Source organism: Pedobacter zeae, assembly GCF_014196715.1.
In the GTDB taxonomy this organism is placed as follows: Bacteria; Bacteroidota; Bacteroidia; order Sphingobacteriales; family Sphingobacteriaceae; genus Pedobacter; species Pedobacter zeae.
The window spans coordinates 255,470-280,510 of record NZ_JACIEF010000004.1 but is presented as its reverse complement, the minus strand read 5'-3'; the positions used below and the strand labels follow the sequence as shown (position 1 = coordinate 280,510).

Sequence of the window (25,041 nt, the reverse complement as noted above, 5' to 3'; positions counted from 1 at the left end):
TTAAGCTATAAAGATACAGAAAACGCCTATTTTTAACTTTGCAAATCCCATTTCTTAATCGATGTGGGATTTTTAAATTTTAGCCATTTAAAAAACTTCCCCTGTCAGTTTTTGAAACCAATAATGTTTCTGCGCCCGGGTAAGCATGCCTAAAAGTAAGCGAAAATTTATTTTTCCCCTTTTCGCTCCATTTAAACTCAACAGCCAAAAATTTTTCTTTTGTTTTTTCGATATAATCAATTTCCTGCTGTTGTGTGGTACGCCAGAAAAAGCATTCTGCATCTATCTGGTTCTGATGCAGAAACTTTACGCGCTCAGCAATCATATAATTTTCGAACAGTGCTCCTACATCATTTCTATTGGTTAAGGGGCTAAAATTCCTCGTAATTGCATTAATAATACCGGTATCATAGAAATAAATCTTCTTGCTCTTTTTAATCTCGTTGCGTACATTACCCGAAAAGGCAGGCAGGCTAAAAATTACGAAAGATTTTTCGAGCAGGCTAATGTACTTATCAACTGTTTTCTGATCGGCCTTTACCAGCTGCGCCAGTTCCGAAAAGTTAACTTCGCTCCCAACCTGCAAAGCCAGGGCCTTTACAATCTTCTCGAATAGCAAAGGCTTTTTAACATCTTCTAAAGTAAAAAGATCCTTGTACAGATAACTATCGGCCAGTAATTTTAAATGTTCTTCTGCATTTTGCGGATCGTTTATAATTTCAGGATAAGAACCATAAATTAAACGTTGCGCTAATGATCTTTCTTCGCTAATAAAATCAGTATCATTTACCAGTTCAGCGTATGAAAATGGTAAAAGCATCATTTCATATTTTCTACCGGTTAAGGACTCATTTATCTTACCTGATAACTCGAATGCGGAAGAGCCTGTAGCAATTACCTGGATATGTTTAAAACGATCTACAATAATCTTGATCAACAGGCCTACATCATTGATTCGCTGGGCCTCATCAATAAAGAGCACTTCGTAGCCAGCGAGTATTTGTGTTATCTGTGCCGCATTAGGTTTAGCTAAAGTTTCGCGTACATCGGCATCATCGCCGTTAAGGTACAGGGTCTTTTTATTAACCTTTGCCAATAATTGTTCAACAAATGTAGTTTTACCCGTTTGGCGTGGCCCAAAAATGATAAAGGCTTTCCCTTTAAAAAGCCTTGCAAAAGCATAATCCAATTGTTTCCGAACAATCATAACTATTTATCTTTATACAAAAGTATAATAATTTTGGATTACAATACACTAAAAACATAATAATTTTGGATTATAATACATAAAAATTATAATAATTTTGGATTATAGGATTTTAAGGTTATAAAAAAGCCTGTTTCTTGATCGAAACAGGCTCTATATTTTTGCTAGTTCAGACTCCAAACTAAGGACGCTGAACTGTCAACTTAAATGTTATCCTTCCAATGCTGCTGCACCACTTACAATCTCGGTTAACTCGGTTGTAATTGCCGCCTGACGGGCCTGGTTATATGAAAGTTTTAAGGCTTTTAATAACTCACCAGCATTTTCAGTTGCTTTATCCATTGATGTCATACGTGCACCGTGCTCAGATGCATGAGAGTCTAACACTGCTTTGTACAACTGGATTTTGATTGATTTAGGAATCAGCTGTTCTACAATTTCTTCTTGAGAAGGCTCTAAAATATAATCAGCATTGGTTGTTTTCTTATTGGCTTTTGGATCTGCCGCTACTTCTTCCGTTTTAGGCAAAGGCAGCAACTGCTCAGTAGTAATAAACTGCACAGCAGCATTTCTGAAACGGTTGTAAACCACTTCTACCCTGTCGAACTCGCCTTTAACAAAACCTGCCATAATCGCATCTGTAATTTTGGTTACGTTTTCGAAAGTCAGGGCTGAATATACTTCATTATTGTTGCCAATAACATTGTATTTACGTTTTTCGTAAAAATCCTGGGTTTTTTTACCGATAGAAATAATACTCACATTGCCGTTTTTCAACTGTTCGCTGTATTTCCCGGCAATTAAATTGTTGGCCGCTTTAATTACATTCATGTTAAAAGCACCAGCCAAACCACGGTTTGAAGATATAGTAACAATTAACACCTTATTGGGCTCGCGCTCTTGTATAAAAGGCGATGATGATCCCTCTAAACTTGCCGATAGATTACCTAAAATCTCTTTCAGTTTAGTTGCATAAGGACGTAAAGCGATAATTGCATTGGTAGCACGTTTCAACTTTGCTGCCGAAACCATTTTCATAGCTTTGGTAATCTGCTGTGTTGACTGTACCGAGGCAATCCGGTTTCTTACTTCTTTTAAATTAGCCATTCTCTATTTAGATGTGAGAGGTGAGACGTGAGAGGTAAGACGTTAAGTCCCAATCTCAGATCTCAAATCTCATGTCTCAAATCTTATTAATATTTACTTGAAATCTCTTTTGCTACTGTATCTAAAACACCAGTAATGTTATCATCAAATTTACCAGCCTTTAACGCTGCTAAAGTTTCAGGATGACGTAATTCCAGTTGAGTTAAGAATTCAGTTTCAAATTCTTTTACTTTATCCACCGGAACATTACGCATTAAGTTTTTAGTACCTGCATAAACAATTGCAACCTGTTTCTCTACAGTAAATGGAGAGAACTGTGCTTGTTTTAACATTTCTACGTTACGTGCACCCTTATCCAATACCGATTTAGTGGCAGCATCTAAATCAGAACCGAATTTAGAGAAAGCCTCTAATTCACGGTATTGAGCCTGATCAAGCTTTAAAGTACCTGCTACTTTTTTCATTGATTTGATCTGCGCATTACCACCCACACGTGATACCGAGATACCTACGTTAATTGCCGGACGGATACCAGAGTTGAACAAGTTCGACTCTAAGAAGATCTGACCATCGGTAATCGAAATTACATTGGTTGGGATATATGCAGAAACGTCACCTGCCTGGGTTTCGATAATTGGAAGTGCTGTTAATGAACCTCCTCCTTTAACGATGTGTTTAATCGACTCAGGTAAATCGTTCATGTTTTTAGCGATATCATCGTTAGCGTTGATTTTCGCAGCTCTTTCCAACAAACGGCTGTGTAAGTAGAAAACGTCACCCGGATAAGCCTCACGGCCCGGTGGACGACGAAGTAACAGAGATACTTCACGGTAAGCCACAGCTTGTTTAGATAAATCATCGTAAACAATTAATGCTGGTTTACCTGTATCGCGGAAAAACTCGCCAATTGCAGCACCTGCAAACGGCGCATAGAACTGCATTGGAGCAGGATCTGCAGCCGAAGCAGCAACAACAACTGTATATGGTAAAGCACCGTTTTCTTCCAGTGTACGTACAATGTTGGCTACAGTAGAGTTTTTCTGACCGATAGCTACATAGATACAGAACACAGGCTGACCTGCTTCATAAAATTCTTTTTGGTTGATAATGGTATCGATACAAACAGCAGTTTTACCAATCTGACGATCGCCGATAACCAACTCACGCTGACCACGACCAATTGGAATCATCGCATCGATTGCTTTAATACCGGTTTGTAAAGGCTCATTTACCGGCTGACGGTAAATTACACCTGGTGCTTTACGCTCTAAAGGCATTTCGTAAGTTTCGCCCAAGATCGGACCTTTACCATCCAAAGGCTCACCTAAAGTATTAACTACGCGGCCAAGCATACCTTCACCAACTTTAATAGAGGCAATTTTTTTGGTACGTTTAATGGTATCACCTTCTTTGATCTCGTCTGAAGGGCCTAAAAGTACCACACCAACGTTATCTTCTTCAAGGTTTAATACGATACCTTGCAGGCCATTTGCAAATTCAACCAACTCTCCCGATTGAACTTTAGTTAAACCGTAAACACGGGCAATACCGTCGCCCACTTGCAACACGGTACCAACTTCTTCCAGTTCGGTTTCTGATTTGAAGCCCGCCAATTGCTGTCTGATAATTGCCGATACTTCGTCTGGTCTTACCTCTACCATAATTTTACTTTATATCTTTTTATAAATGTTTAATGCTTAGCGCATGGCGCCTGGCGTTTTCGTGCCATACGCTTATCGCAATACTCTTTGTGTTTGGCGCTTGGTGTTTGGCATTCTATTACCTTACACTTACGCTTCGCAATATTTTCAGGCATTTTGCGAATCAACGCTCAAAGCCCTACGCAAAGCGCTATTCGCTTATTGCGCAAATTCTTTTTTAAGTTTACTTAAACCGCTGGCGATACTGGCATCAAACTGCTTATCACCAACTTTTAATATAAAACCACCGATCAGTTTCCCGTTCACCTTTTCGTTTACGATGACCTGCTTGGCACCCAATTCTTTTTTTACAATTGCTACGATTTCCTCTTTGGCAGCTGGGCTTAAAGCACTCGCAGTCGTTACATCAGCTGTAACAATGCCTTTGATCAGGTTATATTGCTGTACAAACTGTTTTGCAGTAGCAAATAATATAGCCGAACGTCTTTTATTCACAACGGTTTTGAAAAAAGTCAGGGTCAGTTTACCTGCTTTGTCTGCAAAAATACCGTTCAGGATACCTGTTTTTTTATCCAAAGGCACAATCGGGTTTTTTAATATTGCTTCCAACTCAGGGCTTTCATCAACCACTTTCTCAAACAAAACCATATCATTATAAGATTCTTCCAGTGCATTGTTTTCAATGGCCAGGTCGATCAATGATTTGGCGTATCTGCTCGCAACTTTAATTTCTGACATATATTTAGGTGTGAGATCGGATATGGGAGACTTGAGATTTGAGATCTGAGACTTTAGAGCTATAGCCCCATCTCACATCTAATATCTCATATCTAGCATCTCAAATCTATTTTCTCAAACTAGTTTAATTCAACGTCTTTTAACAAGTTAGCAACTAAAGCTTCCTGTTTGGTTTTATCATCCAACTGCGCACGTAAAACGCGTTCTGCAATTTCCAATGATAAAGTAGAAACCTGACCTTTAACTTCTGCCAAAGCAGCTTTTTTCTGATTTTCGATCTCGATCTTTGCTTTCTCGATCAATTTTGCTCCTTCAGTTTGCGCTTGTTTTTTAGCCTCGTTCAGGATACTATCTTTTAAGGTTTTAGCTTCCTTCAGAATTTCATCACGCTCGGCACGGGCCTGTTGCATCAAATCTTGGTTCTGGCTGGTTAAACGAGCCATTTCCTGCTTAGCCAACTCAGCTTTGTTCAAAGCCTCATCAATGCTTTGCTCGCGCTCGTGTATAGCACCTAAAATAGGTTTCCATGCAAACTTTCTAAGTATAATCAATAAACAGATGAATGCTACCGATGTCCAAAAAACCAATCCTATGCTTGGGGTTACTAATTCCATTTTATCTAATTTTTAATACAATCTTTTTAATGAGGCCGGGTAATAACCAATCGTTAATTACCCAGCCTAATTTCTTCAGCGATTATTAACCGTTTAAGCCTAATAATGCAACTACTACACCGAATAAAGCAGCACCCTCGATAAGGGCAGCAGCGATAATCATTGCAGTCTGAATTTTTGATGCAGCTTCTGGTTGACGAGCAATACCTTCCATTGCTTTACCACCTACTTGACCGATACCGATACCTGCACCGATTACTGCTAAACCGGCACCAATTGCCGCGATTGAACCTACCATAACTAATTTAATTTATATTAATTTGTAAAAAATAGTTTTCTGTTAATGATGTTCTTCTACTGCCATACCAATAAATAAAGCAGTAAGTAATGTAAAAATAAAGGCCTGTAAAAATGCTACCAGCAATTCCAGCACATCCATAAACAACACGAATGCAACTGAAACAGGGGCGATGGCCAAGGTTTCGAAAATGAATATTAACGATATTAAACTTAATACGATAATGTGGCCTGCAGTGATGTTCGCAAACAAACGAACCATTAAAGCGAAAGGTTTAGAAATAATACCAATTACCTCCACAACTACCATTAAAGGCCATAACCAGAAAGGAACATCCGGTAAAAGAATATGCTTCCAGTAATATTTATTACCGTTGATATTTACAATAATCAAAGTACCCAAAGCCATTACAAAAGTTAGGGCAATGTTACCGGTTACGTTTGCCCCACCCGGAAAGATTGGCACTAAGCCCAATAAGTTGTTAAACCAGATAAAGAAAAACACGGTTAACAGGTAAGGCATAAATTTATTGTATTTATGACCAATATTTGGTTTTGCAATATCATCACGTACGAATACGATAATCGGCTCAATTAATGATTGCAAACCTTTAGGTGCTTTACCCACACGTTTTTTATAAGCTCCGGCTACTGAAATAAATACAACCAGAATTACCAGGATAGCCACAAACATTGCGGCCACGTTTTTAGTGATCGAGAAATCAAGAATAGATTTGCTTGCCTCCTCATCGATTTTACCATCAGCACCAACCACTTTAATATGATCCTCTTCTAAACGGTAGTTATTATATTTACCGTTATAATCATGCTCGCCGTGATGGAAATTCCCTGAAGAAAAAACTTCTAAACCATTAGGAGTATACAAGATTACCGGAAGAGGCAACGACGTGTGACCCCACAAATGCCAAACATGCGAATCGGCAATGTGCTCCATAATTACCTTGGTTGGCTCGAATTTTTCTTCTCCGTGTTCGGCCTTAGTTCCATGTTCGCCAGATACTGCATGAGCAGATGCAGCAACAGCACTATCAACAGGTACAACAGCGCTATCAACCTGGGCGAAAGTATCAATTTTGATAGATAAAAACGCGATTAAAAGCGTAAAAACAATAGTTAGCCTTTTAACTTTAGACACAAAAACTCGGTTACAATCCATTTATTGGCAGTTTTTTACTTTAAATTTTGGTGGCGCAAGTTACGTAACAAACAGTAAACTTCAAAGACCGAAAACAATAAATATAAAGAAAAAAAATTAAGCAGAAATACAAGCCCAATTCCCTTTGCTTTTATACTGTAAATCAGCACAAAAGCCATACAAAAAATCATCTTTACTGCAATTGATCCCATAATAGCCATCACCCCTACTTCAGGATCGCGTTTTATCCCCATATCAACAAGCATATAAGCGATATAGGTTATGCCGGCCAAAAAGCCAAACATCACCCAAAAATTATTTACAAAAATCTGCTGATCAGTAAATAATAAAGATAAAACGGTAATAACGCCTATTAATAAGCCCACGAAGATCAGATAGATACTGGTAAATTTGGCTAGAGTCAATGGAATAATTTCTTAGCAGATAAAAACTTTTGCAAAGATAAGGTTTTTATTATCAAGTAACTAGTGAGGAATGGAAATATTATAAGGATGGTTAACCGGTTAACTGAAAATTGAAATCTGCCACTGCAAACTGTTAACTGCTGACTGAAAACTGTCAACTGGAACTAATCCCTGGTCACCTGCTTAATGGCCTGGTATAATGCAATCCCAACCCCTGCCAGGGCAAAAGCTACAGTGATCAACTTGCTTTTGCTGTTTCTGTGCTCATCAATTTTGTATCCTATGAAGGTGAGCAAGCCTATTGTGGCAATCATTTGGAAACCAATGGCAGAATATTTGGCGGCAGCGTTCACCTTTTTCTTTGGATCTTCTTCTTTTGGATTTTCCATTTTTTATGCAATAATTAAATTAACTTTGGATAATTGAAATTTGTTGCCGGATAAAATATTTTTCTATATATATTGTTTATTGTATATCAACTTAAGAGATTTACCATCATTGAAAAAAAACGCTAGCAAACATTTAAGTCGCTTCGCCATCTTTTTTAGTGCCCTCCTTATTTATGGCTGTGTTGCAAATAAAGATACTGCAGTAGACCGTAGGTTCCAAAACCTGACGGCAAGGTATAATTATATCTATAATTCCAATGTTCTGCTTACCGAATACAACGAGAGCCAATTGCAAAGTTATGCAGATAATTATGAAAAAATATTACCTGTTTATCTCGACCCCGAGCCACAGGCAAACCTGGTACTCTCGGCAGGCATTCCCAATAAACAGCTTGATGATATAATTGCCAAAGGACAAACCATCATTAATGAAAAAAGTTTTAGCAACTATATTGACGACGCCTACATGCTTTTGGGCAAGGCCAATTATTTGAAAGGTAATTATTTTATTGCGTCAGAATATTTCGATTATACAGCAAAAACCTACAACAGCGACCTGAAAACGTTCATTATGGCGCTGAACTGGAAAGCCCGCAGCCAGATGCAGTTGAACAACATGGTACTGGCCGATAAAATACTCGACACCATGTTGCGCGCTTCCGACCAGTTAAAAAAAGACCTGGCCGAGCCCCTGGCAACTGCAGCACAGATGCGCATTTATCAGAAACGCAATAAAGAAGCCATTTTATTTTTAGAATTGGCCATCGCGTTGCCTGCTGAAAAACAGTTACGCATCCGTTGGCGTTTCATTTTGGCCCAGTTACAGGAAAAAGAAAAAAACATCCAGGATGCTTATGCCAATTTCACCAAAGTTGAAAAAAGCAATGCGCCTTTCGAAATGTATTTCCATGCCAATTTAAACCGCATTAAATTAAAGGCCTTGCTTAGCGGTGTAAAACTGAACAAAGAAGACCAGTTACTGGCACTGTTAAAAGATGATAAAAACTTCGATTATATTGATCAGATCTATTACCAGGTTGGTGAGCTTTTCTCAGAGGAAGGAAATTTTATTAAGGCTGAAGAAAACTACCATAAATCGGTTTCAAAAAGTACACGAAACCAAACACAAAAAGCATTATCTTATCTAAAAATTGCAGATTTAAACTTTAAAGAGTTTAACAATTACATTAAAGCAAAGCTGTATTACGACAGCACGGTAATGATTTTACCTAAAAATTTCCCTGATTACAGTAATATTGTTAAAAAGGCCAATAACCTGAAATATTTAACCGATAGGTATACCATTATTGCTAAGGAAGACACAGCCCAGTTTATTGCAAAACTTCCTGCTGCTGAACGTGAGGCCAAAGTAAAAGCTTATCTGGCCCCGAAAGTCGACGTGGCGAATACAAGCGGCTTAATCAACAACCAGTTCTTGAATGATCCGGATTTTCCGAACAGAAGTTTAAATGCACCCACAAATGCCGCAGGAAGCACTTTTTATTTTAATAATAATGCAGCGATAAGTAATGGCTTCGGCGACTTTAAAAAACGCTGGGGCAACCGGCCGCTGGAAGATAACTGGCGCCAGAGCGTGCGTTCATCTGCTCAGGAAACCAACCAGGTTTTAGCCGGAGGAAAAGTTGCTACAGAAATTATACCTGCAACCGGACAAGCCAATGCAACTTCTACTGAACAAACTTCATTAGAAAAGCAGTTTTTGGATGCCTTGCCTACCACACCTGCGCTGTTGGCCGCATCTGATCAGAAAATTATAGATGCGTATTTTGAAATCGCCAGTTTTTACCAGCAGGAACTGAACGATAATCCGGAGGCAAATAAAATATTCCTGGAGCTGATTAAAAGATATCCTGAAAACAATCACCTGGTAGCGATATACTATAGCCTTTACCTCAATTTTAAGGGGGTAGACGAAGCAAAATCAGACCAGTACAAACAATTGGTGCTCACCAAATTCCCTGAATCAAATTTTGCAAAAAATATTCTGGATCCGACCTATTCTGCCAAACAGACACAGATGGAAAACATTGCCATCAATAATTACAATGTAGCTTTTGATGCTTATACGAAAAAGGATTATCCAAATGTAGTAAAGCAGGCTGATGATAATATTTCGGCTTTCCCAAATAATGATCTGGCACCGCAATATGCTTATTTAAAAGCCATAGCGGTTGGCCGTACTTCAAAAATCGATGCTTTACTGGCCGAATTTAACCTGATCACCACTCTTTATCCGAATGATAAAATTATTACTCCACTGGTTCGTGATCATTTAAAATACATTGAAGCTAATCTTGATGAATTTAAACAAAGACCGGTTGCGCTGATCGATTTTGATCCAAACGAGCCTCGTTTTGTGGCTCAGGCCACTCCAACGGCCGCTCCAACCAAACCTTTAGCAGTATCAACCCCTGTAATCAAAACACCTGAACCTGTAGTTACAAAACCTGTTGAAGTGAAAACAGGTGATATAACCAAACCTGCCAGTATTTTCAGCGCGGCCAAATCAGAAGAGTATTATTATGTAATCGATGTTGCTGATGCTACTTTAACTTTAAGTTCATCACGCTTCGGGATCGGCCAGTTTAACAGGGGAAATTATCCCGACAATGATTTGGTACATAAATTGGTAGAGTTGGATAACGATCAGTTGATTTACATTACGAGCTTTGTTGATCTTGAAGATGCAAAAATTTACGAATCAAGCATCAAAGGCCAGTTAAAGAACATTATGAAAGTGCCGGCCAACCTGTATAAGGGTTTTATCATCAGTAAAGAAAACTTTGAGAAGCTTACAGACCGATCGCGGATTAACGAATACCTGGAGTTTTTAAAAGACAATTATAAGTAGGCAGAAAGCTTAAATGTCATCACGCCTTAAGTAGCGAGAATAAAGAATTAAGCTTAAAGACTAAAAGCTCAAATGCCTTCGCAGAATTGCCAGAAATGCTTAGCTTAAATTTGATTCTTAAAAAATTAATAAATTTGCATCCAAACGTCCTTTGTGATGATTTTGGAAAACAACAATAAAATGAATAAATCTCTTTCAGCACAAGATACAAGAAGATATAGTTTAATGATCTGGAAATTATTGGTTGGTGGAATAGCCCTCTTCGCTATTTTCATCTCCATGGTTGGCTTTGGCCTTTTCGGTGCTTTGCCTTCTTTCAGGGATATTGAACACCCTAAAAGCAATCAGGCATCAGAAATTATCGCCGAAGACGGTCGCACGTTAGGTACCTATTTTGTGCAGAATAGATCGAATGTTACCTACAAAGATATTTCCGAAAATGTAATCAACGGATTGATTGCTACAGAAGATACCCGTTTTAAAGAGCACTCCGGGATTGATTTTAAACGAACTTTCTCCATCATCGGTTACAATTTAATCGGCAAAAAACAAGGGGCCAGTACGATAACCCAGCAATTGGCCAAAAATCTTTTCCCGCGGGAATCGAACCTTAATTTTTTCTCCCTGGTATTAACCAAATTTAAAGAGTGGATTGTTGCCGTTAAACTCGAGCGCAATTACACCAAGGAAGAAATTATTACCATGTATTTAAATACCGTCGATTTCGGCAATCAGGCTTATGGCATTAAATCGGCCGCAAGGGTTTATTTCAACACCACCCCTGATAAACTGAGTTTAACACAGGCCGCAACCCTGGTTGGCATGCAAAAGGGAATTACCATGTATTCGCCTACGCGGCACCCCGAGCGCTCGAGAGATCGCAGAAATACGGTAATGGCCATGATGGTTAAATCTGACCTTTTAACCCAGCAACAGTTCGATGAAGAAAAAGATAAGCCTTTAAACCTGCATTTCAATGCGGCCACAGTTAATGATGGCATTGCGCCATATTTCCGTTCGGTGTTGAAAAATGATATCAAAACCATTTTCCAGGAACAATCGATCACTAAACCTGATGGTACCCCTTACGACCTGGACCGGGATGGCTTAAAAATTTATACAACATTGAATTATGACATGCAGGTATATGCCGAAGAAGCACAAAAAGAATACATGAAAGTGCTGCAGGCGCAGTTTATTGCCAGCTGGAAAGGTAGAAATCCTTTTAAAGATAAATCCCTGCAGATTGAGCAGGGCATTAAAAGATCTGACCGCTACAAATCATTAAAACTCGAAGGGAAATCGGATGAGGAAATTACCAACGATTTCAACACAAAAACAGAAATGACCATTTTTACCTGGAAAGGCAACGTTGATACCGTAATGAAACCGATCGATTCTGTACGTTACTACAAAATGCTTTTGCGTAATGCCATGATGACCATGGACCCAACCAATGGGCATGTGAAGGCATGGGTTGGCGGAATTAATTATGAACACTTTAAATACGACCAGGTTAAGATGGGAACCCGTCAGGTAGGTTCCACAGCAAAACCGTTTACCTATGCAGTAGCTATTGAAAACGGTTATTCGCCTTGCTATACCGTACCGAATGTTCCGGTAACGATTGAAGGTTACGGAGAACCTTGGACCCCCAGAAACTCGGGTAAACCATTACCAGGCAGCATTACCTTACAAAAAGCGCTGGCCTACTCGCAAAACTTTGTTACGGCTTATTTAATGAAACAGGTTGGTCCGGTAGCAGTATCTACCCTGGCTACCAAAATGGGTATTCCGAATGTTCCGGCATTCCCATCTATCTGTTTGGGAACTTTCGATTCTTCTGTTTATAATATGGTAGGTGCTTACGGTGCTTTTGCCAATAAAGGAACGTATACCAAGCCCATTTATTTATTGAGGATTGAAGATAAAAACGGTGTGGTATTGTTTTCTCAGAAGGAAATACCAAAACCAATTATGAGCGAAGAAGTTGCCTATGTAATGACGAGGATGCTTAAAGGTGTGGTAACCAACGGAACCGGATCGAGGCTGAATTATAAATATAAAGTTAATGCACCAATCGGGGCAAAAACAGGTACAACCCAAAATAACTCCGATGGCTGGTTTATGGCTATTACTCCTCAATTGGTTACCGGGATCTGGACAGGCTGTGAAGACAGGGCTTTCCACTTTATCAGCACCAACCAGGGTGAAGGTGCCAACACGGCCCTCCCTATATTTGCAGGTTTTATAAAAAGGGTATATGCCAATCCGGCATTAAAGATCAGTCATGCCGATTTCGAACCACCGAAATCTGGTGTTTCCATTACATACGATTGTAACCAATACCAGCAGCAGGAAGAAGGCACAAGCGAACTTGACGAGAAGCTCGGATTTTAAAGCAGAAGCGCTGCACGAAGGATAACAAAGATGTAACATCAACCTTAGTTTTCGGGCAAGCCCAAATTCTTTTAAACAACATTAAATCATTATCCGTTTAGATAAAGGGATTTCTCTTTTTGAATCTTATTTTTGTAATAAATGAGCAGTTTCGACCATAAAACAGCATTAACCGCCATACCGCATAAACCGGGTGTGTACCAATACTGGGATGCAGACGGCAAGTTAATGTACATTGGAAAAGCAAAAGATCTGCGCAACCGGGTAGGCTCTTATTTTAATGGCGATAAAAACCAGTTTAATGGTAAAACCCGGGTATTGGTTTCAAAAATCAGAAAAATTACCTTTACCATTGTTGATACCGAAATTGATGCCTGGTTGCTCGAAAATAGCTTAATTAAAAAGCACCAGCCCAAATTTAATATCAATTTAAAGGACGATAAAACCTATCCCTGGATTATTGTTAAAAATGAGCACTACCCCCGCATTTACTGGACCAGGAAAGTAATTAAAGATGGTTCGACCTATTTTGGCCCTTATGGTTCCATAGGCATGATGCACACCATATTGGACCTCATTAGGGAGATCTACACGTTGCGTACCTGCAATTTACCCTTAAATGATAAAAACATTGCAGAGGGGAAGTTTAAAGTATGCCTTGAATACCAGATTGGCAATTGCAAAGGTCCGTGCCAGGCTTACCAGACCGAAAGCGATTACGATAAAAATATTGCCGAAATAAAGGAAATACTGAACGGAAAGATCGGCAATGTAATACGCGAGGTAAAATCGACGATAAAATCGGCAGCCGAAGACCTGAACTTCGAGTTGGCACATCAATATGCCCGCAGATTAGAGATTTTAGAAAAATACCAAAGCAAATCGACTGTGGTAAACAGTGCCATAACGAATGTAGATGTGGTGAGCATTGCATCTGATGAACGTTATGCTTTTGTGAACTACCTGAAGGTAATGAACGGAACCATTATCCAGACCCAAACTATTGAGGTTAAAAAGCAACTGGATGAAAGCGACGATGAAATCATGACGCTCGCCATGCTCGATTTCAGGAGTAAATTTAACAGCACTTCAAAAGAGATTATTGTTCCGTTTGAACCTTCGCTTGAAGATGAAAGCCTGCGCTTTACTGTACCTAAACTGGGCGAAAAGAAAAAGCTTTTGGAACTTTCACAAAAGAATGTGCTTTTCTTCAAAAAGGAAAAATTAAACCAGTACGAAAAGCTAAACCCCGATTTACGTACAGAACGCATATTAACCACCATGCAAAAGGACCTGCGTTTAACACAATTGCCCAAGCATATCGAATGTTTTGACAACTCAAATTTCCAGGGGAAATATCCTGTTTCAGCAATCGTGGTGTTTAAGGATGCCAAACCATCTAAAAAAGACTACAGGCACTTCAATGTTAAAACGGTAGAAGGGCCAAACGATTTTGCGACCATGGAAGAGGCCGTTTTTAGGCGATACAGTCGCATGTTGGATGAAAACCAGGCTTTGCCCCAGCTGATCATCATTGATGGGGGTAAAGGCCAGCTATCGTCGGCAGTAAAGAGTTTAAAACGCCTCGGTATTGAAAACCGCGTAACGGTAATTGGCATTGCCAAACGCCTCGAAGAATTATTCTATCCCGGCGATTCATTCCCGCTCTACCTGGATAAAAAATCGGAAACTTTAAAAGTAATCCAGCAATTGCGTGATGAAGCACACCGTTTCGGAATTACTTTCCATCGTAAAAAACGCGATCAGGGAACACTCAAAACCGAATTGGAGCAGATCGAAGGCATTGGCAAAACCACTGCTGATAAATTACTCACGCATTTTAAATCTGTAAAAAAAATTAAGGAAGCTACCGAGCAACAACTTTCAGAGGTGCTGAACAAAAAGCAAGTGCAAACTTTGCTGGCTTACTTTAATGAAAGCTAAACCCGTTATGTAAAACAGGAAAGACAACTGTGTAAAAAGATTAACAGTAAATTAACCTCGATAGCGTATAGCTTAAATATTTTCTCAATAATTTAGGGTTGTCAAAACAGTAAAACTGTATCCCTATTTATGAATCACAACATCCTGACCACAATTACCAGGCTTTTATTGGGTGTATTGTATTTTAGCGAATCAGAAAGCCCTTTTAAAGCGACTGATTGGGGTAAAATTCCGCCTTCGGCGTTACAGCAGGAAATAGCATCCCGTTACCAATCTGCTCCGTTCAATTTAAAACAAGTAGATAATATTGCCTTTTTTGATCACCTTATATCGAAGGTAGATCCTGGTGATGCACCAATGGTCGAAAATATGCGCAAAATTGAAGCACTTCGAACTTTCATTGTACAAAACTTATCCAATATACAGGTTACACGGGTTGAGGGCAGTACCAAAATTCCTATCATTATAACCGGTTACCTGCCTGATGGTAGCTGCTTGGCTATCGAAACTTTCGCTATAGAGACTTAACATTAATCCACCCATAAATAAACCAATTAAACATGAAAGCATTAAAAAAATTAAGCTTAATGGCAGCGCTATGCCTGGGCCTGTCTGCCTGTAAAAAAGAAAACCAGCTGACGCCTGAAACCAGCGTTTTTGATCAAAAATTAAACACCAGCATGGCTACTGCCAGCACACAGGCTGTAACAGCAGGTTTTCCCGAAACTTTTGAATCAGGTACCAAAGGAAGTTATGCTGTGGCTTCGGTAACTTTAAGTAGCGGGAGCTGGACCCTGGACGACGCCTTAATCGGAAACCTGGCAGCCGATGCCAAAAACGGTAGTCAATCCGTACGTATCCGTAATACAGGTACCGTAAGCATGAATTTTGATGTAAGCGGCGCCAATACGGTAACTGTTGCACACGCTAAATACGGGACCGATGCAAGCAGTACCTGGCAGCTCTGGTACTCTACCAATGGTGGTTCGAGCTGGCAGCAATCGGGCAGTACCGTTACCAGTAGCACAACAGCATTATCAACTGTAACCTTTAACACCTCCATTTCAGGAAATGTACGTTTCCAGATCCGTAAAGTTAGTGGAGGCACCAACCGTATCAATATCGACGATTTTAGCATTTCTACAAGCGATACTACTTCAAATCCTCCAATAACCACCCCTGGCGATAATAGTCATCTTTTACTTGGCAATCCGAGCAACGCCGTTGCCAGTACCACCTACCCGGAAAATTATTTGATGGAACGTACTTATTATTCAATTTCTTATAGCAAAAGCAGGGCTACTCCTAACTGGGTAAGCTGGCATATCGGAACATCCGACCTGGGCTCAACCCCGCGTCAGGATGATTTTAGAGCTGATAACACTTTGCCTGCGGGCTGGTATCAGGTATCGAACAGCAGTTATTCCGGTTCAGGTTTCGATCGCGGCCATAATTGTCCATCGGCTGACAGAACAGCTTCAGTTGCAGCCAACTCTTCTACATTTCTGATGACGAACATGATGCCGCAGGCACCTAATAACAACCAGGGGCCCTGGGCCGACCTGGAAAACTACACCCGTTCATTAGTCACTGCAGGTAACGAGGTTTATGTGATCTGCGGTTCTTACGGATCCGGTGGTACAGGGAGCAATGGAGGGATCACCTACACTATTGATAACGGCCGCATTAATGTTCCGTCCAATACCTGGAAAGTAATTGTGGTACTACCTAACGGCAATAATGATTTAAGTAGGATCAATTCATCTACGAGGGTAATTACCGTAAACATGCCTAACACAAATGGATTAAATAGCAACTGGAAAACCTATCGCACTACCGTTGATTCGATAGAGGCAGCAACTGGTTACAATCTTTTATCCAATGTACCTATTGCTGTACAAAATGTAATTGAAGCAGCAACCGATAACCAGTAGATCGGCTTAATTCATTATAGAGAAGCGGTAACCAAAAAATTTGATTACCGCTTTATGATTTAATATAAAACTATAGTGGGTAAGTTATTATGATTGGGTTGAGGGGGTCAATTGTCGTATAAAATGCATGATAAATAACAGAAAGCCTTTTCAGGCAACAGCGCATTGATACAGACCTTTTTAGTAAAACGGCTAATACTAGTGGAGCCCCCTATCATTTAAAAACATAATAAAGCTAAATTCCTTCCGGCTAGATCTCTCCCCCGAAAATTTATACCTATACCTAAGTTGAGGTGATGACATAAAAAAGCTCCGGATTTACTTCGGAGCTTTTTTATAAGATTAATATTCCCAAAGGCCTTGTTCGTAATCCAGAACGGATTTTTTAATCCTTTCTGATTCGTACAATCGCTCTTTAGGGTCTGAAATAATATCCCTGATCTTGTTATCTCCGGGATTAGACTCTTTAACAATATAGCTACTAAATAAGCGACGGATAAAGAAATCGTCGAAACTTAATGAAGACGCATCATTATTGGTATTGATTAACCGTTTTTTAGTCAGAATTTCCCTGGCTTCCGGGTAGTATACCCAAAATACTGGTTGCCATTGTTTAGAAACCTCATTGTATTTTAATGGGGCAATGCCCACAATACGTGGCTCGAAAACAGAGCGTTTAGTGTCGAAGATCCAGTCTTCCTTGATCCTGAATTTCAGGAATAAATCAGGATTGAAATCGTTAACAACAGTAGTAACGGTCCCTGTTTTATTGTTAGAAACCTCCGCTGTTCCCAAAGCTGATTTAGCGGCAGAATCAGCAGACATAGGATTTAAGAAAGCATCATCCTCATTCAATGCACTGTCAATAGGAGAGTAAGCGGTTAGCTCATCTTTTTTAATCGCACCGATCAATACATCAATCAATCTGGATTTTGGTGATTTTAATGGTGAATTTACCGTATCGCGTAAATCAATTTCCCTCCAAATCCGCTTCGCATAAAAAACATCCTCTTCCCTTACATCTGCCAACGGAACCATTTCAGTACTATCAATGTCCTTACGAGCATAGAAACCGTCTTTTGGTGGTACTTTAAGTTTCTTTTTAACCGTTTTAACAGGAGCTTTTACCGTATCAACTACAGGAGCAGCAGCTACTGGGGCAGCTTTCTTCGGTGCTAACTTGGTTGGCTTTTTTTGTGCAAAAGCAAACGCAGTTAACAAAACTAAAATAGCAATACTTAAAATCCTTTTCATCTTCTTTTTATTTTACACTAAATGCCAATGAAGGTAAAATTTTCTGACGGCCATCCGGGCCAATAGAAACAATATCTTCAAAAAATACTCTTGTGCCCGGGGTAACCGAGTTAATTGCACCTTTTACTGCACCGGCAAAGCTTCCACCGCTACCCGCAATGGTAACCGCATCCGAACGTGGTTTGATAATGGTTAATTTATAACGCTGTATCTTAAATTTAACATCAAAAGGAAAATCGTCGAGATCTGCCTCAATTTCCGATTCGCTTTTCAACTGTACAGAAGCCACATCGCCACCGGCGCGGCCGCCAACTTTTGCAACAGGAGTTGGGATACCTTTAACCCTGAATTTTTGTGAGCCTAAACTCACGGTTTTACCAGCATTATTTGCAGAAACATTGATCGATACTTCTGAACCAACCATACTGCCGGGAACATTTACATTATAGTTTCCGTTACTGCCCGACATTGAACCTCCTGATATTGAAGCACGAACGCTTTCTAACGGGAAACCTGCCGCCGATACTGTAAATGGATTTGGAATACCTGCATAAATTACATTCAGTTTTGTGGATGTAACCGATGCTGAAGGTTTTGCAACCTGGTAGGTTTGTGGCTGCGTTTTGTATTCTTTAATCTGCCCATCGGTTTGACGAACGCGGATCGTACCTACCCAGGTAAACTGACCAACACTTCCTGTACCGCCACTATAGGTTCCTTTACCATCTTTAACCGATAATTTATTTCCGTTAACCGTAATATCAGGAGTCGATCTTGAATCGCTAGCTGTTAAAAAAACTTCTGCGGTGTAAGGTTGCCCCTGAATAACGTAAGATGTAGGAGCTACTGCCACTGCCGCAAACTGGTCGAGGTTAACCTGCGCTTTATCCATATTTCCGAATAACTTTTTAACCACCTCTGCTTCAGCATTTTTTGTATCTGTTTGCAGTTTGGTTAAAATGGTCATGGCAGCTGTTAATGGTGTTCCCTCACCAAAGTAGGTTTCCTGCCAGTTTCCTTTTCTCTTTCTAGCAGGATCTTTGGCTTCAAGAGAAAAAGCAACACTTGCCCTATCAGCAGGATCCAATAAAGAAATTAATTTTTCGCGTGTGGCATTGATTCTTTTCTTTAATTCATCTGCTTTCTTTTGATTAATCATGATATTCTGAGCGATATCCTGATTTGACCTGTTCACCAAATCTTCAGTTTCAGGGTCGATTCCGTCGCCTGCCTGCGTAAATTCTTTTTTAATGCTCTCAATATAATTATTCAGATCATCAGCCGCCTTCTGCGCTTGCTTTGCCTTATCGTAAATTGGCTGCGCACGGGCCGGTTCTTCTTTTAACTTCGAATTTTCGAAAGCAGAAAACAACTGATTAATACTGGTATTTACATTGTTTTTAGAAGTATCCAAACTATCGTTTATATTTTTGAATGCGTCTAAAATGGTATCTGATACGTTTAAGGCAAGCATGGCCAACAATACCAAATACATGATATTGATCATCCGCTGCCTTGTTGTTTCTTTTCCGCCTGCCATGTTTAATGTAGCTTTTCTTTAAAAATTAAAAACTAAACAAATTATACACGTGGGCTGTTCATAGCCGATAACATATTGCCATAAATTGCATTAAGCGATGACAGGTTTTTAGCCAATTTGCTCACCTCTTCTTTAAACTGTTTCGAATCTTCCATCGATTCGTTAAAGTTTTGCATGGTTAAAGATAAATTCGAATAAAATTTATTCATCGATTTTAAATGCGCACTAGAATCTTGCAATTCCAATTCATATACCGCATTTAACGCCGCTAAATTTTTGGCTAAATTAGTTACCTGATCGTGATAAGCCTGGGAATCTACCGAGCTTTCGCCCATTGCTTTCAAATTAGCAGTAGCTTTTTCGAAAGATGCACTTAAGTTATCGAACCCGGCTGAGGCCGTTTTAATTTTACCTGTAAATTCGTTTGTCGCCGTAGAAGCATCAGCAACATTAGAAATGGTGGCTACCTTGTCGCCAAAAGTACGTAAACCCGAACCTAAACTTTCGATCAATTCAGGACCAATTTTGGCATCTGATAACATTTTGTCTAAAGCTGCTGTATTCGACGGGGCAACTGCTGCTACAGGCCTTGCCGATGCTGTTGGCAACTCTCCCTTAAAATCTTCTTTTAATTCCGGATAAACCCTTTCCCATGCTGGTTCTGGTTCTGGTGGGAAAAACCCGGTTAAGAAGAATAAAAATGCTTCCACTCCTAGTCCAAGCCCGATCATATAGTTACCCAAAATTCCACCAATGTGTAGAATTTTAAATAACGCTCCGATAATTACAATACTTGCTCCCCATGAAATCGCTACATGTAACCAGCCTGGTTGTTTCTTTGCTGCCATAAAATTTTGATGTTTTTCTTTAGTTTTTAGTTTGTTTGGTTTTTAATGTCTTAAATCGGTGCCAGGGTAAGATGAAACGCACCTGAAACCGATGTACGATCTTTGCGTATCCTGATACTCGTATGTTGCAACCGCATTTTGTAAAAAGTAACCGGTATCTTTCCACGATCCGCCTTTTACTACTTTACGTTTCTTGTACTTGCTATCATTTGGCCCCGCATCATAAGTAAAATTAGGGTTCAGATCATGCAATAACGGGCTGGCACCTTTGTTATAGGAGGTGATTGTCCACTCGGCAACGTTACCCGCCATATTGTATAAGCCATAATCATTCGGAAAATAAGACCTTACCCCTACTGTATAGATGCCCCCATCGCTGGAATAATCGCCACGGCCCGGTTTAAAGTTGGCCTGTAAACAACCTTTGGTATTTCTGATATAAGGACCTCCCCATGGATATTTTGTTTTGGTATTACCACCTCTTGCAGCATATTCGAATTCTGTTTCAGCTGGTAATCTATAATCCGATCTCGAGCCTGCAGGTAATTTTCTTGCCGTAGCAACACCGTCATACAACCTGGTTCTCCAGTGAGAAAAAGCTTTTGCCTGCTCCCAGCTTACTCCTACAACAGGGTAATCATCATAAGAAGGGTGATTGTAATAGCCACGAACCATTGGGTCGTTCTGTGAATAAGAATAATCTGTTTTCCATACCATGGTATCAGGATAGATGGCAACGCTATAACGATCGATGTAATCCTGGCGCTTGCTGTTTGGATCTTTATGTCCGGCGGCGGCCTTCTCCATGTTTAATTCGGCATAAGAGTATACGAATTTACGTACGTCAAGTTCCTTTTTCCCAGGAAGTGCATCAAGGCCAGAATAATACATGCCATCTAACTGGCTTACCTGTGCAGCAGCTGCACCTCTTCCCTTGTTTCTCCAGATATTTGCGCCATTTGGCCCAACTTTTTTCCAGTCGATGTATTTATCTCCACCAACAGCATTTGCGGCATTTCCTCTTGGCGTAATCATAAATTGTTGAGGATTACCCATCATCCCAATGGCAATCGAATCGCGCACCCAGTTGGTAAACTGGCGGTATTCTGCGTTGGAAATCTCGGTCTGGTCCATAAAGAATGCACTAATGGTTACCATTTTACTTGGCCCATTCTGAGAGAAGGTAATATCTTCATCCGATCCTCCAAGTGGGGTATGCCCCGGCGGCACATAAACCATTCCTAGCGGGATTCTATCGTTTTTGAATTTTCGGTTATAAGCACCAACCAGCTCGCCTTGGCCGCCATGGCCACAGCTTGCTAGCATTACAGTTATACCTACAATAGCTAGAAGGTAGATTTTCTTCATATTTTTTATAGTGTGCTAAGCACGATTAGGAGCAATTTTATCAAAAATCACAGAAATTATCAACAAAAGCAAATATTTTACGTTAAATCATCACTCATGAATAATTAAAGTTAGATTAACGTTTATCCAACAACGTCATATTTTATACAATAACATGCATAACTTCCTTATTAACAGTAAAGTTACGCATTTTATTGTATTGACTTAGAATAAATTATTTGCAGTATTATTTATTAGATATTTTGATGTAATTTTCAATGGCCATTGTCATAGATGGAACACCTGGGGTTGGCGCAGCAATATCCACTATCAGATCCATATCGGTACATGCCTTACTGGTGTTGGTTCCAAAAGCAGCAATGCGGGTATTATTTTGCTTAAAATCGGGGAAGTTTTTAAATAAAGACTGAATACTTGAAGGGCTAAAAAATGCAATAACATCGTAGAACACCTCAGCTAAATCAGACAGATCGCTTACCACTGTTCTAAACAAAACGGCAGGGGTGAAATTATAGCCGCCTTTTTCCAGAAATTTCATTGTATCCTCTGTCGCTACATCAGAACAAGGGTACAGAAATTTCTCGCCTGCATGTTTTTTAAGCACCTCAGCCAAATCAGCAGCAGTTTGTTTACCGAAAAATATTTTACGCTTTCTATACTGAATATACTTCTGCAGATACAAAGCAATGGTCTCAGACAGACAGAAATATTTCAGTTCAGCGGGTACCTCATAACGCATTTCTTCGCAAATTCTAAAAAAGTGGTCTGCTGCATTACGGCTGGTAAAAATTACTGCCGTAAAATCGGCCAGGTTAATCTTATCCTTCCTAAAGTCTCTTGCGGGTACTCCTTCAACATGAATAAAAGACCTAAAATCAACTTTTAAATTGTGTTTCTTGGCCAAATCGTAATAAGGAGATTTTTCTGTTTCAGGTTTTGGTAAAGTAACCAAAATACTTTTTACTTTGCGGATTCTAGAGTCGTTCTTTTCTTGCATTTTCCTTTTTCCTGCTACAGCCCTATCGTTTTAATTAGTATGAGGATAGGACATATTTCGAGGGCGCAAAAGTACAAAATTAAATGCATTTTAGAAAACTTATTGTTAGAAAGTATCGTTATTCCCGCCCTTAAGAGCTGAAAAGCAAAAATGACACCTAACAACAAGAACGCCAACACGATATAAACTTCCCCATATTTAAGTGGCGACAAGGCAAAAGCAACCAGCAAAGGAATAAACAATAGTGATGCATTAAAGTAACTGAGATACAATATCGAGATGTACTCGCCAACTGGTTTCTGAACATTGAACAGGTATCCGAGAAAGCGTAAAAGAATTAATTTTAGCGCGTAAAAAGCAATTATGGTAACAGATATACTAAAGAAAAACTTAAAACCATCTTTGGCCTGGTACATATCGTTCCATTGCGCCACCAGGAAAAAAAACATCCCGAAAACAAAACCGAACTGCACAAAAAGCAACAAAAACGGCCAGGAGCTGAATAAGTTATCTTCTTTATTGATGTTATTTAATATCCTGTTGCTAAAAAACGATTGTACAATGTCTGACAGCTGCTTGGAAAATGCATTTTTTAAAATGGCAAAAATAATGAGCATACCAAAAATAAAGCCCAGCAAACCCACGTTGCCCTTGGGTATTTTTGTGCCCAGCTGGTAAGGGTTTGCTTTTTTCTTTAAATGCTGGTATTTCTTATGCCATGCCCATAAATCGAGTTTTGGAAAAAGATATTCTTTTTCGATCGTATCTAAAAGCGCACTTTTATTGATTAAACTATCAGGAAGTACCCAAGTGTGGCGGATTAAGGAATCGGTAGAAAACTTCTGCCTGGCCAGGGTTGCCGAATCGGGGCGGTATCTTCGATATTGATATTGATTTGCAGCTACGCTATCTGTTTGAGCAGGAATTTCTTGTGCCGCTACAAAATTGGCAGACCATACAAACGCGAACAAAAAGAAAATAAATTTCGGCATGCAGTAAATCAAAACTTAAAGTTGCAAAAGTAGTCGAATAATCATTGTTTACCTAAAGAAAATAAATGGGTTGATGAATAAACAGACCTGTTATGACCTTGCAAACAGAAGAAGTCCCCTGTAATCGCCATTGTCAGCCAGTTTCAATGAATTAATATAGTTTCTCCTATTCTCACTTTCTCTTGAAAGATTTTCAGCTCCCCAGGTAAATACTTTCTTATGAAATAGTTTTTCAACAATAATATCTGCCAATAACCTGCTGTGTCTCCCATTTCCGTTAGAAAAACAATGTATGCTTACTATACGATGTTTAAAGCGGATGGCTATTTCATCGGGAGAATAAGTATTGTTTTCAATCCAGAACCGGGTATCTTCCAATAAATTCTTTAATTCAATAGCAACTTGCCATCTGTCTACACCTATATTCTTATTTGTTCTTCGGAACGTTCCTGCCCACTTCCAAACATCTTTATACATCCTTTTATGTATATCTTTAATAAAAGCTTCTGTTAATAATTTTTCGGGTTTAAACTTTTTGCTTAGCGTCCATTTAATAGCTTCTTCGATATTTTGTTGTTCAAATTCATCAAGTTCTTCTCTGGTTGCAATAGTAGAGATGAGCAGACCATCCTTTTCGTCTTCGTCTAAAGGGGTTTGCCCATCAATATAATTCAGATCTAATCCCATAAAATTTTAGGCAATTCGTTTTTAATTTCTTCAGTCCTTTCTTTTATAGCTTTCTCGATCCTCTCTTTAGAATTACCCTGGTCTTCTAATTGCATGGTATTCGAGGTACGAAGAACAATTTTTGTAGCCAATTCATTTGACTTTTTTTCAATCATTGCTTCTAATGATCCATCTTTAGGTACAAAACCGTAAACCAGTTCCATATCTAAAACCCTGCCCAGCTCCCTAAGAGACTTTATAGTGATCGAACCATCTGCCTCTCTTTTTTCTATATCCAAAACGCCTTGCTTACTTATCGATAATTTATTAGCCAATTGTTGCATAGACATACCAAGTGTATTCCGGATCGCTTTAATCCAACCACTTGGCGGAATTGCAATACGGCTCAAAGGCGCAAAACCTAAAAGTTTGCTATTGAGTTGTTGCAGCATTAATGATCTTTTTCCCATAACATTAAAAGTAAAGCTATTACTTTACTTTATTAACACAAAAGTAAAGTTATTACTTAACAAAAACAACTAAAAAGTAAAGCTATTACTTTACCATTTTATTATTCCATTTACAGTTAACCTATTGCAATAGGTTTATAACAATAAAGAAAATTTAACTTC

22 protein-coding genes are annotated in these 25,041 nt (G+C 39.3%); 5 read left to right on the top strand and 17 right to left on the bottom strand.

Features of this window, described 5'->3' with window-relative positions:
• Window positions 1–79: 79 nt before the first annotated feature.
• The 9 genes from GGQ60_RS19890 to GGQ60_RS19850 form a co-directional block, all read right to left on the bottom strand.
• Entirely contained in the window at window positions 80–1,207 is a 1,128-nt protein-coding gene (locus tag GGQ60_RS19890; protein ID WP_183767682.1) for an ATP-binding protein, read from the bottom strand.
• Window positions 1,208–1,417: 210 nt separating this feature from the next.
• Window positions 1,418–2,314, bottom strand: a complete 897-nt coding sequence (atpG, locus tag GGQ60_RS19885) for an ATP synthase F1 subunit gamma (RefSeq protein WP_183767680.1) — start codon at window positions 2,312–2,314, stop codon at window positions 1,418–1,420.
• Window positions 2,315–2,400: 86 nt separating this feature from the next.
• The gene (atpA, locus tag GGQ60_RS19880; protein WP_183767678.1) at window positions 2,401–3,975 is read right to left on the bottom strand and encodes a F0F1 ATP synthase subunit alpha; all 1,575 of its coding nucleotides are present in this window, start codon (window positions 3,973–3,975) and stop codon (window positions 2,401–2,403) included.
• 198 nt (window positions 3,976–4,173) lie between these two features.
• A complete protein-coding gene (atpH, locus tag GGQ60_RS19875; RefSeq protein ID WP_183767676.1) occupies window positions 4,174–4,713 on the bottom strand; it encodes an ATP synthase F1 subunit delta in 540 nt (179 codons plus the stop codon).
• 119 nt (window positions 4,714–4,832) lie between these two features.
• Window positions 4,833–5,327 (bottom strand): F0F1 ATP synthase subunit B, encoded by a 495-nt coding sequence (locus tag GGQ60_RS19870; RefSeq protein ID WP_183767674.1) that lies wholly within the window; start codon window positions 5,325–5,327, stop codon window positions 4,833–4,835.
• A gap of 85 nt (window positions 5,328–5,412) precedes the next feature.
• Window positions 5,413–5,625 carry an ATP synthase F0 subunit C gene (gene atpE / locus GGQ60_RS19865; protein WP_025144011.1) on the bottom strand — a complete coding sequence of 71 codons (213 nt, stop codon included), beginning with the start codon at window positions 5,623–5,625 and terminating at the stop codon, window positions 5,413–5,415.
• Window positions 5,626–5,667: 42 nt separating this feature from the next.
• On the bottom strand, window positions 5,668–6,801 hold the full coding sequence (gene atpB, locus GGQ60_RS19860; protein WP_183767672.1) for a F0F1 ATP synthase subunit A: 1,134 nt from the start codon (window positions 6,799–6,801) through the stop codon (window positions 5,668–5,670).
• 14 nt (window positions 6,802–6,815) lie between these two features.
• Window positions 6,816–7,085 (bottom strand): hypothetical protein, encoded by a 270-nt coding sequence (locus GGQ60_RS19855; RefSeq protein ID WP_229685168.1) that lies wholly within the window; start codon window positions 7,083–7,085, stop codon window positions 6,816–6,818.
• Window positions 7,086–7,369: 284 nt separating this feature from the next.
• Window positions 7,370–7,594: an AtpZ/AtpI family protein gene (locus tag GGQ60_RS19850; RefSeq protein WP_183767670.1), complete on the bottom strand. Its 225-nt coding sequence runs from the start codon at window positions 7,592–7,594 to the stop codon at window positions 7,370–7,372.
• A 109-nt stretch (window positions 7,595–7,703) separates the two neighbouring features.
• Between GGQ60_RS19850 and porW the strand changes: the two genes are divergently transcribed.
• The 5 genes from porW (at window position 7,704) to GGQ60_RS19825 (ending at window position 16,744) form a co-directional block, all read left to right on the top strand.
• Window positions 7,704–10,466: a type IX secretion system periplasmic lipoprotein PorW/SprE gene (gene porW / locus GGQ60_RS19845; protein ID WP_183767668.1), complete on the top strand. Its 2,763-nt coding sequence runs from the start codon at window positions 7,704–7,706 to the stop codon at window positions 10,464–10,466.
• A 180-nt stretch (window positions 10,467–10,646) separates the two neighbouring features.
• Window positions 10,647–12,866, top strand: a complete 2,220-nt coding sequence (locus tag GGQ60_RS19840) for a transglycosylase domain-containing protein (RefSeq protein ID WP_183767666.1) — start codon at window positions 10,647–10,649, stop codon at window positions 12,864–12,866.
• 141 nt (window positions 12,867–13,007) lie between these two features.
• Window positions 13,008–14,810: an excinuclease ABC subunit UvrC gene (gene uvrC, locus GGQ60_RS19835; protein ID WP_183767664.1), complete on the top strand. Its 1,803-nt coding sequence runs from the start codon at window positions 13,008–13,010 to the stop codon at window positions 14,808–14,810.
• A gap of 129 nt (window positions 14,811–14,939) precedes the next feature.
• A complete protein-coding gene (locus GGQ60_RS19830; RefSeq protein ID WP_183767662.1) occupies window positions 14,940–15,338 on the top strand; it encodes a nuclease A inhibitor family protein in 399 nt (132 codons plus the stop codon).
• A gap of 32 nt (window positions 15,339–15,370) precedes the next feature.
• Window positions 15,371–16,744 carry a DNA/RNA non-specific endonuclease gene (locus GGQ60_RS19825; RefSeq protein WP_183767660.1) on the top strand — a complete coding sequence of 458 codons (1,374 nt, stop codon included), beginning with the start codon at window positions 15,371–15,373 and terminating at the stop codon, window positions 16,742–16,744.
• A gap of 342 nt (window positions 16,745–17,086) precedes the next feature.
• Here the strand turns inward: GGQ60_RS19825 and porN are convergent, their stop codons facing one another.
• From porN to GGQ60_RS19785, 8 genes are all read right to left on the bottom strand, one after another.
• On the bottom strand, window positions 17,087–17,998 hold the full coding sequence (gene porN / locus GGQ60_RS19820) for a type IX secretion system ring subunit PorN/GldN (RefSeq protein ID WP_183767658.1): 912 nt from the start codon (window positions 17,996–17,998) through the stop codon (window positions 17,087–17,089).
• 7 nt (window positions 17,999–18,005) lie between these two features.
• A complete protein-coding gene (gene porM / locus GGQ60_RS19815) occupies window positions 18,006–19,538 on the bottom strand; it encodes a type IX secretion system motor protein PorM/GldM (RefSeq protein WP_183767656.1) in 1,533 nt (510 codons plus the stop codon).
• Window positions 19,539–19,579: 41 nt separating this feature from the next.
• On the bottom strand, window positions 19,580–20,386 hold the full coding sequence (gene porL / locus GGQ60_RS19810) for a type IX secretion system motor protein PorL/GldL (protein ID WP_183767654.1): 807 nt from the start codon (window positions 20,384–20,386) through the stop codon (window positions 19,580–19,582).
• 42 nt (window positions 20,387–20,428) lie between these two features.
• Window positions 20,429–21,754 carry a T9SS ring complex lipoprotein PorK/GldK gene (porK, locus tag GGQ60_RS19805; protein ID WP_183767652.1) on the bottom strand — a complete coding sequence of 442 codons (1,326 nt, stop codon included), beginning with the start codon at window positions 21,752–21,754 and terminating at the stop codon, window positions 20,429–20,431.
• A gap of 226 nt (window positions 21,755–21,980) precedes the next feature.
• Window positions 21,981–22,751, bottom strand: coding sequence for a uroporphyrinogen-III synthase (locus GGQ60_RS19800; protein WP_183767650.1), 771 nt, complete (start codon window positions 22,749–22,751; stop codon window positions 21,981–21,983).
• A gap of 14 nt (window positions 22,752–22,765) precedes the next feature.
• Window positions 22,766–23,743 (bottom strand): DUF4271 domain-containing protein, encoded by a 978-nt coding sequence (locus GGQ60_RS19795; protein ID WP_183767648.1) that lies wholly within the window; start codon window positions 23,741–23,743, stop codon window positions 22,766–22,768.
• Between the two features lie 90 nt (window positions 23,744–23,833).
• Window positions 23,834–24,430 (bottom strand): mobile mystery protein B, encoded by a 597-nt coding sequence (locus GGQ60_RS19790; protein WP_183767646.1) that lies wholly within the window; start codon window positions 24,428–24,430, stop codon window positions 23,834–23,836.
• The gene (locus tag GGQ60_RS19785; protein WP_183767644.1) at window positions 24,421–24,879 is read right to left on the bottom strand and encodes a mobile mystery protein A; all 459 of its coding nucleotides are present in this window, start codon (window positions 24,877–24,879) and stop codon (window positions 24,421–24,423) included. The genes GGQ60_RS19790 and GGQ60_RS19785 overlap by 10 nt, the downstream gene beginning before the upstream one ends.
• Window positions 24,880–25,041: the final 162 nt, after the last annotated feature.